Origin of the sequence: Collimonas sp. OK307 (genome assembly GCF_900113705.1) — a bacterium.
Classification (GTDB): domain Bacteria; phylum Pseudomonadota; class Gammaproteobacteria; order Burkholderiales; family Burkholderiaceae_D; genus Collimonas.
Map to the genome: position 1 here is coordinate 26,267 of NZ_FOQI01000020.1, position 16,937 is coordinate 43,203.

Below are 16,937 nucleotides of genomic sequence, written 5' to 3' on the forward strand. Positions count from 1 at the left end.
CCCGCCGTCCTCGATATGATCTTTGGCTTTAGACAGAACGCGGCGCATAAGACAGAGGCTGGGGGCATACTGCTCGGATTCAGGCGCGGGGATCATCTTCACATTGTGGAGGCGACTACTCCTCAGCCTGCGGATCGTCGTTCGCTATTTAGATTCTTCCGGCGAGATCGATATCATCAAAGCGTTGCATTAAAGCGATGGAAAGAAAGTAACGCGATGGTCGATTATTTGGGGGAATGGCACACTCATCCCGAGGTTCGTCCCACACCATCCTTCCTTGACATGTCGGAGTGGATACAGATATGTCGCCGCGAGCCATTGCCTATGGTCTTCATAATTGTCGGAATGGACAGTTCGCTGTGGGTTGGTGTAGGAGTGAACGATTGTGTTTTGAACGCGGTTATCGCTGTCTAAAAAAGTGTAAAGTCTTGTCTTGCACTTTTTTGTCGTTGAAGTGCCGCAAGCAGAAGTACTGCACAGATTCCACCGTGCTCCTGATCGTCGCCTTATCCCTGCCGCCTTGGACGGCAGCAGTAAGTCGGTGACAACTTGAAGGAAAATGACTAGGTGCGATCTGCGCCCCGTGCATCGGCCGGTAGCCGAAGAAAGTAACGTATGTCCGCTATCATCAATGAAGCAATTAAAACCTTGACCAGTGCTGTGAACCTCTCTACTGGCCTAAATCATCCCAACGACATGAACAAGGCGCGTGATCTGTTCAAGATTCTGCATGATAAGGGCGAAATCATTCTGAAAAGCGACGTGGTATCCGCTGCTCTTGCAAACCATTGGAATAACGATGACGCCGACGAACTCGGTAGTCTTGCGCAGCAAATCGGTGAAGGTAAGAATCCACGCATCACCGATGGTCCTTGGTGGGCAGATGATATCTACGAAAAACTATCTGCTCGCGCATAGGAAAATTCATGGAAACAAATTCCAGTGGTGCGCCGAGCCATTCCCTAATCCCCTTTAATGACCAGTACGTGCGTGAACTCGGCGTTGCAACGTATATCTTCAGTTACTTGGAGTGGGGCATTGTATGGAGCATTGAATGCCTAGAGCATGGATATATCAACATGGCTTCAAAGGGAACAGCAGGAGCAATTGCAGACAAGTTCAAAAGCGTGGCGTCCCGTTCGACAGTGCTACCAGCCAACATCATGGTGGAAATACAAATGGCCGCAGATAAGTTCAAAGCACTGGTAACGGATCGGAACATGCTCATCCACGGTAATCCTTATACAGCCGTGACTGGAAGCCAACAATTACTTTACAACGGGAAGTCTGGTTGGAGGGAATGGTCAATCACAGACATCCAAGCGGTAGCAGCTGAGTTTGAAACGCTCGCCATTGAAGTCAACCGATTGTTCCGCGCCCATCTTTGGGCACTTCGGTCATAGAAAGTTAGTAAGGTTTGCCATCTTCCGGGCCGTTGCTGGGCTAAGTTCGTATAACGACGAAGAGTAGAAAATGCGTCAGTTTGAAATTGATGACGTAGTAGAAACTGCGGTAGGTGATCCGCGTGCGCAGTTATCCTTGAGGCGGGATCCCTCAAGAATAACTTCGCATGATGACTGCTAAATATTCTGGTCAAACAATTCACGTAATGTCTTTGAAGTAACTCCGAGGAAAAATATGTATCAACAGGGCTTGTACATATACGAAGAAACACTTCAGCATCATGCGTATGTTTTGCTGTCTCAATTGCTTGCAATGCATGAGTTCGAAAACCTCGCCTACTACCCCGGCTGTGCTGACGTGGTGAGCGCCCTGATGGGTGTGGGTGAACCGGAGTTGAACAGAAACATCATGAGTCTCGCAGCATTATCACGAGCTAACGATGATGCAAGGGGTGGTTTAGCCATACATCTCGAACAAGCTCCAAAAGGCGTTGGCGTAATCACGAAAAACGGTGGTGGCGATGAAGTGTTGAGTGCGAGAGAGGCATGTAACAAAATCATACACAACACAGCAGTCAAGTTAGAGTTTGAAGCAACGACTGAGCATCCGCTTTACGCCGATGCATACAAGCTAAATTCAATTGAAGACAACAAAGAGTATCGTGTGCCATTTTTGATACTAAGCGGCAAAGCGCAAGGCGTTAATGGCAAGGAGTGGCTCGCTCGAATTAACATGATTCAGTGGATTTTCGCGGTCGCTAACTTCGGCGCATGACGCAATCCGAAAAGAAAAGGAAAATCCCGTGGGCGAAAAGGTTCTTCGATACTATGGTCGATGCAAAAGACAGACCATCATATGTTCAACGGACGCTTAGCTTGCTCCCTCTGCACTTGGAAGCGCCTCAACTAAGGCAAGGAAAAATATGTCAGCGCCCATTACTATAAAACGTATTCGCGATCAATTCATTGCATTCTTGAGGCGAAAGAAACTTGTCGTGATTGCAGTGCTTGTTTTTAGTACAGCTGAGATATTGGAGGCCGCTGGTGCGGGAGCAGTATTGCTTTCGATGAAAGGCGAATCTGGACTTATGTTTTATGTTTTGCTGTTGCTTCGAATTGTAGCATTCGTCCTTATTGCAACGTGGTGTGTAATTCAGATATTTGAACGTTATCAAAAAGAGCGTCAGGAAAAGTGAAATGCATTTGATAAGTTTAATGCTAGCAGTGGCAGGTTTAGGTTTCGGAGCGAAAGTCGAAATTTAGAAATTATTTCAATTTTGCAATTAAATTGATAAAATAAAAATTAATCTCTACGCCTCTTTTGTCGATTTGGTTATACCTTCTTTTTCGAGGTATAACCGATTTGGGCTAAGTTACATAAAGCTCTCTGGAGAAAAGAAACTTGCGACCTGTTTTTTCGTCGCCGATTAAATTTGCAAAAAGAGAATTAAATCACGTTAGACGTCACCGGCAGCAAGTCCGCAGAGAGATACTTCAAGAATGAGAAAGCACAACCTCTACGACATTTTCGATAACCTCAATCGCTTTCCGATAGTTGTGGGGCGGGAGAATGAGCTGGAGCTGCTGAATTCAGCAATATTGAATCAAAGGAAGAGAGTTGTTGCAATAACGGGAAACAATGCTACCGGCAAAACAACGCTGTGGATGCAGTTCCTTAGGAATCATGGAGTTGAACTTGCGAAAAACACAGAGGCCGTATATCTCCACAGATCATCAGATGAATTTCCGCCGCTAAACAAAGACACAAAATTGGTTGTTCTTGAAGACCTTAGCTTTGATTTTACACGCGAGATATCAGGTCGCATTTCATCTTTTATCAAGGAAAATCAAAATAAACAATTTATCCTTGTAAGCACATTCTCTGATTTCGTCAAAGAATTTAACCCGGAAGCACACATACATTTAAATGCGTTGCCGCATGCAGGATCGCAACAGTTCCTGTTGCAAGCTCTGGAAACCATGCTTCCGGACGGTGATCTTGCTAAGGTTGCGCACTTTACACAAGGCAACCCCTTATTGTTAAATTTGGTTGTCAATCATATTAACAACGGCAGCAAGAACATTGACGCACTGTTCAAACTTCTTAGCGAAGACATAAAATACAGGTCAATTGACCAGATTGGCGAAATCCGAAAGTCGATTGAACAACCGAATTTTATCCATGTAGCGAACGATATTCGAGTAATCAATGGAAAGCTTCTTGAAGCAATTCAGAGAAATCACAAAGCAATTTTCGATCTGACGCCGCGCCAGTTCGAACAGTTCGTTGCTGAGCTTATGGAAAAAAGAGGGTATAGAGTTGATCTAACGAAGGCAACCCGAGATGGCGGCAAGGATTTGATTATTGCCAATCATGTAGATATTGGGAATTTTATTTTTTACGTCGAATGCAAGAAATATGCACCAATCAATCCGGTTGGCGTGAATTTGGTGCGTGAGCTTGCAGGAACAGTTTTAGCTGACCGAGTGACCGCAGGAATAATGATTACTTCTTCATATTTCTCGCCAGATGCAATCAACTACTCAAATCAACTCAAACATCAGTTGAGCTTGATTGACTACCTTAAGTTAAAAGATTGGATCAATGAGTGCGACACCAGCTTCCGCAAATTACCGCTTAGGTAGTTTAAGGCGCGCTTTCGTTCGAAATGACATACAGGCGGTTATGGAAGGCGGAGTTTTTGGATTCATTTGTCGTGAGCAAAAATACAATAATGAAACTCGGCTTTCCAAGAGTGGGGTATCCGGATAAATGCGGCGATGTGACTGAGCCTGGGTAGCTGAGGTGGGGTAGCTCTCGCCGGTGGCTAGTGTTCTTCGCGCGACCCCACCTCGGCCGTTACAGGTCTTAGACCGCCTTATATCGACCTGCGCGGACGACTCTTTACGCACATAGGAGGACGCAGTACCCGAAAATCCGCTCAACCTAGGTCTCTTATCGGGTCGCCGCATTTGTCCGGATAGCTGATTAGACGTTCATCCTATATAGTCGGTTTTATCACAATGGATTTTGCCAGGCGCTGGCATTGTACACATCGCCATTTTTTCACCACCGCGTGTATAGACCTTAAATATCCAATCTGCTCCATCTCGCTCCATCGTCATAAAGCCAAAGGTATTGGTGTGCGCTATGCTCTCAAGTGTTGTTCCTGGAGCGGGCGTAACATCGGCAGGAAAAGGTACTGGAAAATTGGGGTCGACAACATCGCCGCCGTTACCGGAGATGAAGGTGGCAGGATGATTCGACGAAAAATTGAGTGCTTGGAAATTATGAACATGACCGTGGATAGCAAGTTCTACCTCTGGCGGAAAATAAGTATCTGGGTAGAGCGCACGCATAACTGATTGCAGCGCCGCGCCAAAGCCTACCGGACCGCCATGTCCATACTGCACAAAGCCGAACGCAGGATGATGACTGGTAAATATACTTCGCACGCCCGGTTTGGCCGCCAATCGAGCCACAGTTTGAAACTGTCCTAGATATTTGATGTATTGCGGATCCGTGGGCGACAACGCAATCTGCCCCAGCTTGGCTGAATCGAACACGATCAATTGGGTATGCGCACCCAGGTTGACGGCAAAGGGTTCTGAATAATTGGCATTATGGTCGTTGTCAGAATTGTCGCAACTGCGTTCGGGTTGATATGGCCTGGAGTCGAAGTAGCGGAACCAACCTTGACCGGCACGGGCGCACTCTTCATGATTTCCGCGCACAAACACCCACGGAGCTGCAGCTAATAAAGGTGCTGCTGGCTGTAGAAAATCGGCAAACCAAGCATCGGATCCATAGCCCCATGCACTTCCTTGGCAACCTTCTGAGTTGTCAGGACAAGTGGTTTCACGGTAGTGATAGTCGCCAACATGAAGTACCAAATCGGGCTTGAAACTAGCTGCCTTTTCTGCCACATGTGGGAAAGGCCATGCGGCTTCATCATTGCAGTCCTGGAAAATACGGTCCGTTTTTTTAAGGCGGCAACCCGTATCGCCAAGTATGACAATACGTTGTGGCTCGGCCCTGGGTACCGGCAGGGCGCGCGCGCCAATGGTTATCTGCGTAACGTGCTGCGGTAAGGGAGCTTCGCACGTTGCCGTGGCAAATACTGAAGGTTTGGAGTCGGCAACGGCGCTGATGGTTGGCCGCCGGGATATGGTTGCTGCCGCAGCACGCAAGTTCATCCGAGTCTGGGTACCATCGAATGAAATCATTGGGCACTGAGCCAGTGTAGTATTGGCACGCGCGATAGCTTGGTTGCCGCCGCTCATTTCGACCCAGGCTGCCGTCACATGGGCGTCGTCGACTGTTGCGGTGTCCGGCTTGATGCTCGCGCAACCGGCTAACCCTGATAAAACAATCAGGCCGATTGCTGCTTGACAGAGTTGCCTGGCGGCTTCGGATATGCCGTTACTTTGCCAAATGGTTTTCATCATATTTTCTTTACGGTATAAAGTCTTCAGGATTGAGTAAATCGTGGTCGGCGATATAATCGCGCAACACGGCAACATCGGACAGATCCGTATCGAAATTGTCCGGATGGCGACTCAAATCAGGATAGCCATCGCCGCCTTTTGCAATGAAACTGTTCACTGCGATGCGATAAATTGCCTGCGGATCGATATTCTTGCCGCCAATGGTGATGCTTGCAATTCGGCGGTCAGACGTAAGCTGCATGCGCATGCCTGCGTATTGGGCGAACGCGCCGGAGCCGGGTGTCATGCGTGCCACAGCCTGTAAATAGTTTTGCAGTTCGTCGCCGCGCATGGACACGACCACGATGTGATTGCCAAAGGGTTGCACCATTAACAGATCCCGATATGTCACCACGCCTGCAGGCAATGAATCGCGAATGCTGCCGGAGCTGATCAGAGCCAGATCGGCTCCGGTTTTTTTCATCATGGCGGTGGTGATCAGGCGTCCAAGATTGGTTGCGTAGTTGCGTACATGCAGGCGCACGCCGTCAAAACTACCGCTGGTGCGGCCGATTTTTTCCAGCAGCTTGCCTCCTGCGCGGTCGCGGAAGGTCTGAAGCAGCGCCAGCATCTGTTTGTCCTCGGGAATTTCTTCGGTGTACGGGCGGGATGTCACTGCACCACTTGCAATCTTATGCAGATTAACTGGCAGCAGCCGGTATTTCACTAATTCCAGCTTGCCGTTGCGCAGTTCAAAATCCGCTCGGCCGACAAATTTTCCCCATTCCGCAGCCTGCACAATCCATGCGCCGTTTTGCCGATCAGGTGCGCAAGGCGCCCCTGGCACGTAGGCATCATTGCGTACATTCGGTTCCAGCATGCAGACGGCATTGTGGCTGTGCCCGCCGACCACCATGTCTATGCCGGGTACTGCACGGGCCAACTCGACGTCGCCGGGAGCATTGACGCCGTGCTTGCCGTCTGGGTAATGCCCCATGTGAGTCAGTGCAATAACCACGTCAGCCTGGCGGCGTAGTGCAGGAACCAGCGTAGCGGCTTCATCGATAGGGGGGCGGAATTGTACGCCGGGAAAACGTTCGGCTACACCCATCTTGGCCGTATCGTTCGTAGTTAATCCCATTACGGCTATGCGTAGGCCGCCGACGCTAAAGATGTGATATGGCGAAAATAAATGCGCCCCATTCTGATAAATATTGGCCGACAGCCAGGGGAAATTCGACCACTCACGTTGCTGATGTTGCATAACGGCTGGCGATTTATCGAATTCGTGATTGCCTACCGCCATTGCATCGTAACCGACCAAGGACATGCCTCGGAAATCAGGTTCCGCCTCTTGCAGATCCGATTCTGGGATGCCTGTGTTAACATCGCCGGCATCAAGCACCAGGGTCACTCCCCCTTCCGACTTTACCTCTGCACGAACTCGATCGATGAGCGTTTTACGGGCTGCCAAACCATATTCATGGTCGGCATTTTCCCAAAAGTGACCGTGATGATCGTTGGTGTGCAAAATTGTTAATCGCACAGGCGAGTTGGCTGGCGCCATGTTTCCCGTGCTGCAAGCGCTTAGTGCCAGCAGGATTGCCGGGCAAAGTAAATACACTCGTCGCGGTTCGATCATCGTTTGCGTTCTCAAAGGTAAGTCACAGTTGGTTTTTAGGTATAGCTCGACGCTTGGCGCAGCGCAGCGCGACATGCCAAGTCACAGACTTCCCCTGATTTTCTTCACGCTTCACGACGCCCTGATAGCCGGCGTCACCAAGGGCGGAGATTTGCTAGCCATGCAGCGCCGCATGGGTCTGCGGCATGTCAGCGACGTTACCGGTTGTTCCGATCACGGTGCGCACAAGACCGGACGCCGCGTCTACGCCGATGTGGCGTTTAATGCCAAAGTGCCAGTCATTGTCTTTCTTTGACTGATGCATTTCCGGATCACGCGCCTTGTCGCGGTTCTTCGTCGACGGCGGCGCGGCAATCAGTGTGGCGTCAACGATCGTACCTTCGCGCATCAGCATGCCTTTGGCAGCAAGATAGGCGTTGATTGTTTCAAATATCTTGTGTGTCAGATCGTGGGTTTCCAGCAATCGGCGAAAGTTCAGCAACGTCGTCGCATCCGGAGCCGACTCACGATTCAGATCGATACAGACAAAGCCGCAAATGGCCTGACTGTCGTAGATCGCCTCTTCAATACCTTCATCGGATTGGCCAAAACACTACTGAACCACGTCCTTAGGACGTGGTTTTTAAGGTGTTAATAAACTATTAAATTTCGGCCCTGTACCAAAGGAACACAGTTCGTGGCGCACCTATAAAATAGCGACCAGATGCTGATGACGATGATTCAAGTTCAGGTGCGATACCCGAGATATAATGCCTATTTGTTAAATTCTCGACATTAATACCGACCATCTGTCCAGACATTTTGTATGACATGTTTAAACCAAACAATGCTACGCCATTAACAGTTTCATTTACCCCAGAGTTTGCAACGTTTGGATTGGCATAGTAGCCAGCCATATTTGATTTAATCTTGACAGTGCCAGCAAATTTAAGTGCTGCGTTTGGTTTATATGTTATTTCGGAAAAGAAATTCTTATTTGCAATTCCTACACAATCTGCATTGTTTCGGATAAACCCAACAGCAGAATACCCATTCGCATCTACGTTGCTGAGGTCATATTTGCATTGTTGAACTGTTGCGGCGGCATATAGCGTCCAATTGCCAAACCTTTGTTTATAGTTGAGTTCAATTCCCTTTACGTTGCGTCCCTCAGCAATATTTTGTTTGGTTAAAGTTGATAAGATGTCAGATGCAAAAGTTTGCTTCGCACGTATGATGAATGTTTGAAGCGCGACCGAATGGTTGTCCCCTTTTTGGCGCACACCAAAATCGAACGCATCCGCGGTGTCCATTTTATTTATTGTATTTCCTGGGGAAGACGCTGGTGTGGCATTTGCCTGTACTGTAGGGTCTCCTATACTTGCGGCATTCTTGGCATATCCAGCGAACACTTGAGTAGTGGAATTTAAGCTATACAGCGCACCAATTTTTGGCAATATTCCGGAATTTGCATCTGCTTGATTTACATAGTTGTATTTGTTGCTTGAAGCTTTTGAGGATGTTGCACTGTATATAGGGGCATTAAAATCAACCGAACTTTGGAGAAAAGTTACGCCATAATCGATTTTAAATTTCCCATCTAATAGCTTTGAAGTATTGGCGGCATAGAGTAGCTTTGTTGAATCATGCCAATGGAGGTCACTACTTGTTAAACTTGATGTCGAACTATAATTTTGGCTGACCGTAGGATCTGTCAGCAAATAAAAGTTTCTGTTTTGGTTTGCATGATATTGCTCAGCCCATGCACCAACACGCCACGCAAAATAATTTCCATTGGATCCGGAAAGTTCTGCTAACGCTCCGTTCCGGTCGGTATAGTAGTCATTTGCTCGGTAGTAAATACTGTTTGCGGAACCGTTAAGGGCCGAATAGGCACTACCTAAATTTGCATATTTTCCAACACCATCTTGGCGCGCATTATAGACCTTTACATCAAGTATCGCATTGCCGAACACTGGTATAGAGCCTGCAATGTAAGCCAATTGGTCTGTTCTTGGATTACCATAAAAGCCTCGATAGTTAACATCCGATGCTGCTTTACCATTCCAACTATCCGTATACCCGTCTACAGTTGGATTGGCTTTAAAGCTTTGAAGCGTAACGATGTTGGCAGCGCTCGTTTCATCTATATTGTTATATGAGTATCGGAATTTTAGTTCGGCACCGTTCCCAAATTCCTTGACTACCTTCATGTCGACATGAGATTGCGTATTATCGCCAGAAGGATCGGAAACATAGGAGACCTGGGATTGATTTTTGGAAGCGCTGATATAACCTTTCAAGCCATCGGCAATTTCTCCAGTGTTTATCAATACATAGGCGCGTTTTGAATCGGCGCTTCCATACCCCAACTCAGCCTTCGCACCAAAAGTATCTGTTGGTTCAGCAGTCACGTAATTGATTTGCCCAGCCAATGCTTGATTGCTCGGTGCACCAATTTCGCCAGCTGACTGTGAAACCTGAACGCTTGCTAAATTGGAACTATCAAAATACCGTGATGGCACCGCACCACCGCCTAATGTTGTTCTGCCATTTGGAATTCCATCCACTGAAAATCCTATGCTATCTTTTTCAAAACCACGCATGTTGATAGTTGAATCAAATGTGCTGCCGCCAAGTGCACTAGAACTGCCTTGTTGAATACCTGACACAAGTTCCAATATCTTGTCGCCGCTCACTCCAGGAGCATAATAACTGAGGTCCTCTTTTGTTATTTTTATGTTGGCTCGCGTTGCACTAAATCCTACTGCCTCTGCGAAGCCAACTACTTCAACGGTTTGCACCCCACTATTTTTTTTATTATCAGGCGTTTGACTTACCTTGTTACTTTTTCCCTGCTTGTCAGATTGATTTGTCGTTTGACTTGCATCATTGTCAGTGGCGTCAGGCTTTGCGTCACTGCCGCCAGCAACGCTAGTCTGAGCATTTGCACAGGCTGCTTGCATAGAGGACAGCAAGATAAGTATTTTAACTGCGTTATTGATTTGCGCGTTCATGTGGTTCCCCCCAAGATTATTAACAACAAAAATTCTGTTCCGTTAGAGCATTTTTTTCGTTCTGTTTTTTCAAAGTAGCCGTAACCTGAAGTCAAATGAATTAAAAAATTCTTCTCAACACATCAACTATTCAGACTAGCGATTACTTGGATAAATCTCAAAATAGCAGCATGCTTATTGTCGAAAAATCTTTTCGAGTTGTCTCTTTTTAACGTCTTTTAGCATCTGAAATGCCGTCACGCGGTGGGAGCCAAACACACGAATAAAATCGTAGCGTCGCAGTGTTTCGATGCTTGCTATTTTGCGGTAAGGTATATTGTATTGGTACGTACCAATAGTCAAGGAGTATTTGTAAAATGGTTCTGTAGGTAGCTGGAAACGGTTATCCGAAAGATCCCTTGCGGCCGATCAGATCGCCTTCGGTTTGTTCCTGTCGGGAGCGGAAACGATGCTCGTGGCGCTGATTCAAATGCGCCGGCAACGGATAGCCGAACAACTGGGCAGATTGTGGATCCCAGGCATTTTACCGATGACAACGTCGCCAGAATTTGCAAGAATTTGAATGGAAATATTTCATATCCCTGCAAATTCAGAAGCCGCTTCTATCTGGAAAACCAGCGTTAGCATTGGCTCTCCTGATCTATTCAGGATCGACGACGCAGATTTTAGTGTGTTTATATGACGGGAGTGTTACTGGTACGAACCTATTGTTGTTTTTTTGTGACGGCGACCAAATTGTGCGTTGAGAATATACCAATCCGGGTTAATAAAAAGAGTGGTTGAAGCTCTGGTATTTTCTCTATTCGAGGCACATTTCCATGCTGAGTAAAATTAGGGGGAGCCGGGCAGAAGCGCATCAATGGAAAGGTAGTTTCTGAGCGTACTGGCTGGGTTTCGGTATTCCCGTCGAGCCTATCCAGCGAAAAGGCGGCGCCACGAAACAGATCTCGGATAAGCAAAAGCAGCGCAACCGGCGCATCACCGCACAAGCGCCCGCATCGAACACATTTTTGGCGCCATGAGACAGATGTGTGGCAAGCTGGTGTGCTGCATGGGAATCGTGCGCACCACGTTCGCCTTGAACCTCAAGGCCGTGAGTTACAACCTGCAACGACTCGTATTTTTGAAACAGCGAGGTCTCCCGGCAATTTACTTCGAAGGCCAAGCAGCTAAACTTGGCCTTCGATCGGATTCGCCGGGCCGACAGAGAGTGCCAGAATGGCTGATCTTTTTGTTATGGCGCTTTCTTGATAAGTAGCTCTAGGGATTCGAACACTTGGCTAAGTGGCGGCTTTGCAATAATCGTCTAGCTCCAGAAGCAGTTGCTGCTTGGCAGCCAGCGGCAAGAAAGTTGCTTCAAACGCATTCCGCGCCAGCGTCACCATCTCGGTGCGGCTCAAGCGCAGCGCTGCCGCTACTGCAAGGAAGTTGGCGTTCATGTAGCCGCCGAAATAGGCCGGATCGTCAGAGTTGACGGTGACCGCCAGGCCGGCTTGCAGTAGGCGCGCCAGGTTGTGGTTACGCATATCATCGACCACGCATAACTTGAGGTTGGACAACGGACAAACCGTCAGCGGAATGCGGTGCTGCGCCAGCCGTTTCATCAGAGTCGGGTCTTCTTCGCTGCGTACACCGTGATCTATGCGCTCCACATGCAGCACATCGAGTGCGTCCACAATGTATTGCGGCGGACCTTCTTCGCCGGCGTGGGCAACCAGGTGAAAACCGAGTTCGCGGCAACGCGCGAAGACCCGTGCAAATTTTTCCGGCGGGTTGCCGCGTTCAGCGGAATCCAGGCCTATGCCGATCCACAGGTCGCGATATTGCGCGCGCAAGGGCAGGGCTTCTTCCAGGGTGGCGAAGGCATTTTCTTCCGACAAATGGCGCAGGAACGACATGATCATGGCGCTGCTGAAACCGTATTGGTCGCGCGCTTCACGCAAGGCGCGGGCGATGCCTGCGAATACCACATCGATGCCGATGCCGCGTTCGGTATGGGTTTGCGGATCGAAGAAAATTTCCGAATGGCGCACGTTGTCGGCACGCGAGCGGACGATGTAGGCCATCGTCATGTCGTAAAAATCCTGTTCGGTCTGCAACACTGCGGCGCCGGCATAGTACAGGTCGAGAAACGATTGCAGATCGGTGAAGGCGTAAGCGGCGCGCAGCTCTTCCACCGAGGCGTATTGCAGTTTGACGTTGTTGCGTTGGGCCAGCGAGAACAGCAGTTCAGGTTCCAGCGTGCCTTCGATATGCAGGTGCAATTCCGCTTTCGGCAAGCCTTCGATGAAGGAAATTATGTCGACTGCCAAGGGTGCCGTGATGTTTATTGAATTCATGTGTACCTACCTTATAAAGAACCTGGTATTTCGTATATATCGCTGATTCACTAGCCCCGCTAGACAGTTTGACGGGAATCCCGTTGATTATTGTCAGGCGGCCGACGATTTTCTCGGCCGCACGCACGATGTCGTAGCGTTGCTGAAAATGCTTATTGCGGCGAGATTTCCGCCAGGCGCAATAAATTGGTGCTGCCCGACTGACCAAACGGCATGCCGGCGGTAATGGCGATCTGGTCACCTGCCGTGGCAAAACCTTCTTTGACGGCGGTCTGGCAAGCGGCGGTTACCATCTCGCTTTCGTTATGTATCTGATCGCTGATGGTCGAATGCACGCCCCATACCAGCGCCAGCCGGCGCGCTGTGGACAGCTTAGGCGTAATGCTGAGAATCGGCGCCATTGGCCGTTCACGCGCTGCGCGCAAGCTGGTGTGGCCGGAACTGGTGTAGGTCACCGTCGCCTTGGCGCCGATGATGCGGGTGACGTCCCGCAAGGCCGTGCAGATAGCGTCGCTGCGGTTCGGCAACGGCGATTCGTGTTGGGCGTCCAGCATGTTCTGGTACAGAGGATCGCGTTCGACTTCAGTGATGATGCGATCCATCATCGCCACAGCCGGTAGCGGATAAGCACCGCTGGCCGATTCAGCCGACAACATCACAGCATCGGCGCCGTCGTAGATGGCGCTGGCAACGTCGGACGTTTCAGCGCGGGTCGGCACCGGCGAAGTGATCATCGATTCCAGCATCTGGGTTGCGATCACGATTGGCTTGCCGTGCTGACGGCAGACGCGCAGGATACGCTTTTGCACGCCCGGCACGCGTTCCGGCGGCAACTCCACGCCGAGATCACCACGCGCAACCATGATGGCGTCGGACACCTGGACGATCGCATCCAATTGATCCAGCGCTGCCGGCTTTTCCAGTTTCGACAAGATACTGGCGCGATCGCCGATCAAGGCGCGCGCTTCCAGTACGTCTTCCGGCCGTTGCACGAAGGACAGCGCGATCCAGTCGACGCCCAGTTCCAGCGCGAATTTCAAATCACGCTTGTCTTTTTCAGTCAGGGCCGGAATCGGCAATACCGCATCCGGCACATTGACGCCCTTGCGGTCCGACAGCGAACCGCTGTTGACCACGCGGGTGTGGATAGACTGGCCGTCGCATGCCAGCACTTCCAACCTTACCTTGCCATCATCCAGCAACAGTGCCTGGCCGCCGGCGATCACCTCGAATAATTCCGGATGCGGCAGGTAGACACGTTGATTGTTGCCAGGCGTGTTGTTGCGGTCTAGCGTGAATTCCTGGTCGGCTTGCAGCGCTATCTTGCCATCGGCGAAGGTGCCGATGCGCAGCTTCGGTCCTTGCAGATCGGCCAGGATGGCGATCGGACGACCGACGATTTTCTCGACGGCACGCACTATATCGTAACGTTCCTGATGATCGGCGTGGCTGCCGTGGCTAAAGTTGAAACGGAAAACGTCGGCACCGGCTTCGAACAGCGCCTGAATGGTTTTCTGGTCCGCGGTGGCGGGACCGAGCGTGGCGACGATTTTTGCTTTACGTTGACGACGCATGATGAGCTTTCTTTAGAAGATCGACCGATTTGTATGCAAGATAAGTGCCTTCGTTATTGTTATACATAGATATAACTAGCATCATCCTACCCACACAAACATGTTGTCCAAAAACTGAGGTTGATTGCACGCAGTCACATCGATCACTCCACTGATGTGGCTGCAGCCTGCAACCCGATACCATCTCTTTCTCTTGGTCAAGACAGAAGATTCACAACGGCCGATATATACGTCAAACCTTGATGAGTCTTCTGGCAAAACCTGGGGACGGTTACTTCGTCAAATAACCATTCTCAGCTAGCTTAAAATGTCCTTGACCAACTTGATCACATTTTCGACAGTAAAGCCAAAATGCCTGAACAGGTCGCCCGCAGGCGCTGATTCACCAAAGCAATCGATGCCGATCACAGCGCCATCCAACACATATTTGCGCCAAATATCGCTGACCCCAGCCTCCACCGCCATACGCGGCACGCCACGCGGCAGAACGGTATCTTTATATGCCTGATCCTGCCGGTCGAAGACGTTGGTAGACGGCATGGAGACTACTCTTACCGCAATCCCCTCCTGCGCCAAAGCCTGCTGCGCCTCAATCGCAAGCGAGACTTCCGAACCGGTAGCCAGAATCACCGCTTGCAACGCTCCGCGAGCTTCTGCCAGCACATAGCCACCACGCCTGATCTGGCTTCGTGTCACCGAATCACGCGGCTGGAACGGCAGGCTTTGACGCGAGAGTACAAGTGCAGTCGGCCCATCATGGCGTTCGATAGCTGCGACCCAAGCTTCGGCTGATTCCACCGTATCGCAAGGCCGCCACAGATCCAGATTGGGCACCAGACGTAGTGTCGCCACCTGTTCCACCCCCTGATGTGTAGGGCCGTCCTCACCGAGACCAATGGAATCGTGGGTGAATACAAAGATCGTGCGAATTTTCATCAACGCTGCCATGCGCAATGCGTTACGCGCGTATTCCGAAAACATAAGGAATGTGCCACCGTAGGGAATGAAACCACCGTGCACGGCCATGCCGTTCATCATCGCGGCCATACCGAATTCGCGTACACCATAGGAGATGTAGTTACCGCCCACCTTCTTGCTGACCAGTTTGGAGCCAGACCAGTTGGTTAAATTCGAACCGGTGAGATCTGCCGATCCGCCCAGCAGCTCAGGCAGTAACGGCGCCAGTCCCTCAATGGCGTTCTGCGAAGCCTTGCGGGTAGCGATGTTCTCGCCCTTGGCTTGAATTGCATCGATCATCCCGACCACGTGTTCCTGCCAATTGGCAGGAAGTTCAGCCTTAATTCTGCGTTGGAACTCCGCTGCTTCTGTTGGATAGAGCGCCTGATATCCGGCAAACTTCTCGTTCCATACGGCTTCAAGTTCAGCGCCGCGTTCGCGTGCATCCCAAGCAGCATAAACATCGTCAGGGATCTCGAACGGACCATGGTGCCAATTGATGTGCGGCCGTGTAGCGGCGATCTCTGCCGCACCCAAGGCCTCTCCATGCACCTTTGAGGTCCCCGCCTTGGTGGCGGCCCCCATACCTATCACGGTCTTGCAGCAGATTAGCGAAGGTCTGTCCGTTACTACCTTGGCTGCCACGATCGCTGCCTGCAGGTCCACAGGATCATGCCCATCGACACCCGGCATGACATGCCAGCCGTAGGCATCAAACCGTTTCGGTGTATCATCAGTGAACCAACCTTCCACATGGCCGTCGATGGAAATGTTGTTGTCGTCGTAAAAACAGATGAGTTTTCCCAGCCCCAGCGTTCCGGCAAGTGAGCAGGCCTCATGCGAAATGCCCTCCATGAGACAACCATCTCCCAGAAAAACGTAGGTATGGTGATCGACGATATCGCATTCTGGGCGATTGAATTCCTGCGCCAACAGTCGCTCGGCGAGCGCCATGCCGACACCATTGGCGAGACCCTGCCCAAGCGGGCCGGTCGTAGTCTCTACGCCGGGAGTGAGAGCAAACTCGGGGTGGCCCGGTGTTTTGGAGTGCAGTTGACGGAAGCGTTTCAACTCGTTGATCGGCAGGTCATAGCCGGTCAGGTGCAGCAGTGCGTACAAGAGCACAGAACCGTGACCGTTGCTGAGGACGAAACGATCGCGGTCAGGCCAATGCGGATTGGCCGGGTTGTGGCGAAGATGATGGTTCCAGAGTACCTCGGCGATCTCGGCCATGCCCATTGGCATGCCTGGATGTCCGGAACCGGCTTGCTGCACCATATCCATCGCGAGTGCGCGAATGGCCGAGGTCAAATTAGTGAATACCGGTGTTTCAAAATCCTTGAATATAGCCATGATTCCGTTCTTCGCTTCAAAAAAACTACGACAAAACCGTCGTATTTAAAAAATGGCCATCCCTGGTGCACACTAGTTGCCCGTCGTACTTAGGAGGAGTCGGCTGCGCAAGCGCCTGAGCGGTCAATTTCTCCTGGGGGTTTTGGCCAATAGTTCACTATTGATACAAAAGTCAGAAAAATCTGTCCTCGCTCCGTCATTCTTTTCGCCTCAGTCCCCCAAATCCAGCGGGCTCCTGGTACAGG

General features: G+C 50.3%; 12 protein-coding genes and 1 pseudogene. 6 read left to right on the forward strand and 7 right to left on the reverse strand.

The genetic code is table 11. The annotated features are described in order from the left end of the window. Window positions 1-15 precede the first annotated feature (15 nt). The 6 genes from BM205_RS24800 (at window position 16) to BM205_RS20905 (ending at window position 4,049) form a co-directional block, all read left to right on the forward strand. Window positions 16-414 (forward strand): Mov34/MPN/PAD-1 family protein, encoded by a 399-nt coding sequence (locus tag BM205_RS24800; RefSeq protein WP_371326518.1) that lies wholly within the window; start codon window positions 16-18, stop codon window positions 412-414. A gap of 201 nt (window positions 415-615) precedes the next feature. Continuing rightward, the gene (locus BM205_RS20885) at window positions 616-918 is read left to right on the forward strand and encodes a DUF1889 family protein (protein WP_092416798.1); all 303 of its coding nucleotides are present in this window, start codon (window positions 616-618) and stop codon (window positions 916-918) included. 8 nt (window positions 919-926) lie between these two features. Beyond that, on the forward strand, window positions 927-1,403 hold the full coding sequence (locus BM205_RS20890; RefSeq protein WP_092416799.1) for a hypothetical protein: 477 nt from the start codon (window positions 927-929) through the stop codon (window positions 1,401-1,403). A gap of 235 nt (window positions 1,404-1,638) precedes the next feature. Next, window positions 1,639-2,178 (forward strand): hypothetical protein, encoded by a 540-nt coding sequence (locus tag BM205_RS20895; protein ID WP_092416800.1) that lies wholly within the window; start codon window positions 1,639-1,641, stop codon window positions 2,176-2,178. A gap of 148 nt (window positions 2,179-2,326) precedes the next feature. Continuing rightward, on the forward strand, window positions 2,327-2,599 hold the full coding sequence (locus BM205_RS20900; protein ID WP_092416801.1) for a hypothetical protein: 273 nt from the start codon (window positions 2,327-2,329) through the stop codon (window positions 2,597-2,599). Between the two features lie 304 nt (window positions 2,600-2,903). Next, a complete protein-coding gene (locus BM205_RS20905) occupies window positions 2,904-4,049 on the forward strand; it encodes a restriction endonuclease (RefSeq protein WP_092416802.1) in 1,146 nt (381 codons plus the stop codon). 351 nt (window positions 4,050-4,400) lie between these two features. On the opposite strand, the gene BM205_RS20910 is transcribed toward BM205_RS20905, so the two are convergent. The 7 genes and pseudogenes from BM205_RS20910 to tkt form a co-directional block, all read right to left on the reverse strand. After that, complete coding sequence (locus BM205_RS20910; protein WP_254783986.1) at window positions 4,401-5,852, reverse strand: metallophosphoesterase; 1,452 nt, start codon at window positions 5,850-5,852, stop codon at window positions 4,401-4,403. 7 nt (window positions 5,853-5,859) lie between these two features. After that, window positions 5,860-7,548 (reverse strand): bifunctional UDP-sugar hydrolase/5'-nucleotidase UshA, encoded by a 1,689-nt coding sequence (gene ushA, locus BM205_RS20915; protein WP_371326516.1) that lies wholly within the window; start codon window positions 7,546-7,548, stop codon window positions 5,860-5,862. Then, window positions 7,535-8,065, reverse strand: a pseudogene (locus BM205_RS20920) (IS5 family transposase); the annotation flags it as partial. The gene ushA and the pseudogene BM205_RS20920, both read right to left, overlap by 14 nt. Before the next feature lie 49 nt (window positions 8,066-8,114). Then, window positions 8,115-10,469: a TonB-dependent receptor gene (locus BM205_RS20925; RefSeq protein WP_092416805.1), complete on the reverse strand. Its 2,355-nt coding sequence runs from the start codon at window positions 10,467-10,469 to the stop codon at window positions 8,115-8,117. 1,280 nt (window positions 10,470-11,749) lie between these two features. Next, on the reverse strand, window positions 11,750-12,808 hold the full coding sequence (locus tag BM205_RS20935; protein WP_092416807.1) for an adenosine deaminase: 1,059 nt from the start codon (window positions 12,806-12,808) through the stop codon (window positions 11,750-11,752). A 152-nt stretch (window positions 12,809-12,960) separates the two neighbouring features. Next, the gene (gene pyk, locus BM205_RS20940; protein WP_092416808.1) at window positions 12,961-14,382 is read right to left on the reverse strand and encodes a pyruvate kinase; all 1,422 of its coding nucleotides are present in this window, start codon (window positions 14,380-14,382) and stop codon (window positions 12,961-12,963) included. Between the two features lie 297 nt (window positions 14,383-14,679). Then, window positions 14,680-16,692, reverse strand: coding sequence for a transketolase (tkt, locus tag BM205_RS20945; RefSeq protein ID WP_092416809.1), 2,013 nt, complete (start codon window positions 16,690-16,692; stop codon window positions 14,680-14,682). Window positions 16,693-16,937 lie beyond the last annotated feature (245 nt).

Coding starts and splice junctions, on each gene's coding strand:
- BM205_RS24800 (WP_371326518.1), top strand. CDS start 16: ATGATCTTTGGCTTTAGACAGAACGCGGCGCATAAGACAGAGGCTGGG.
- BM205_RS20885 (WP_092416798.1), top strand. CDS start 616: ATGTCCGCTATCATCAATGAAGCAATTAAAACCTTGACCAGTGCTGTG.
- BM205_RS20890 (WP_092416799.1), top strand. CDS start 927: ATGGAAACAAATTCCAGTGGTGCGCCGAGCCATTCCCTAATCCCCTTT.
- BM205_RS20895 (WP_092416800.1), top strand. CDS start 1,639: ATGTATCAACAGGGCTTGTACATATACGAAGAAACACTTCAGCATCAT.
- BM205_RS20900 (WP_092416801.1), top strand. CDS start 2,327: ATGTCAGCGCCCATTACTATAAAACGTATTCGCGATCAATTCATTGCA.
- BM205_RS20905 (WP_092416802.1), top strand. CDS start 2,904: ATGAGAAAGCACAACCTCTACGACATTTTCGATAACCTCAATCGCTTT.
- BM205_RS20910 (WP_254783986.1), bottom strand. CDS start 5,852: ATGATGAAAACCATTTGGCAAAGTAACGGCATATCCGAAGCCGCCAGG.
- ushA (WP_371326516.1), bottom strand. CDS start 7,548: ATGTCGCGCTGCGCTGCGCCAAGCGTCGAGCTATACCTAAAAACCAAC.
- BM205_RS20925 (WP_092416805.1), bottom strand. CDS start 10,469: ATGAACGCGCAAATCAATAACGCAGTTAAAATACTTATCTTGCTGTCC.
- BM205_RS20935 (WP_092416807.1), bottom strand. CDS start 12,808: ATGAATTCAATAAACATCACGGCACCCTTGGCAGTCGACATAATTTCC.
- pyk (WP_092416808.1), bottom strand. CDS start 14,382: ATGCGTCGTCAACGTAAAGCAAAAATCGTCGCCACGCTCGGTCCCGCC.
- tkt (WP_092416809.1), bottom strand. CDS start 16,692: ATGGCTATATTCAAGGATTTTGAAACACCGGTATTCACTAATTTGACC.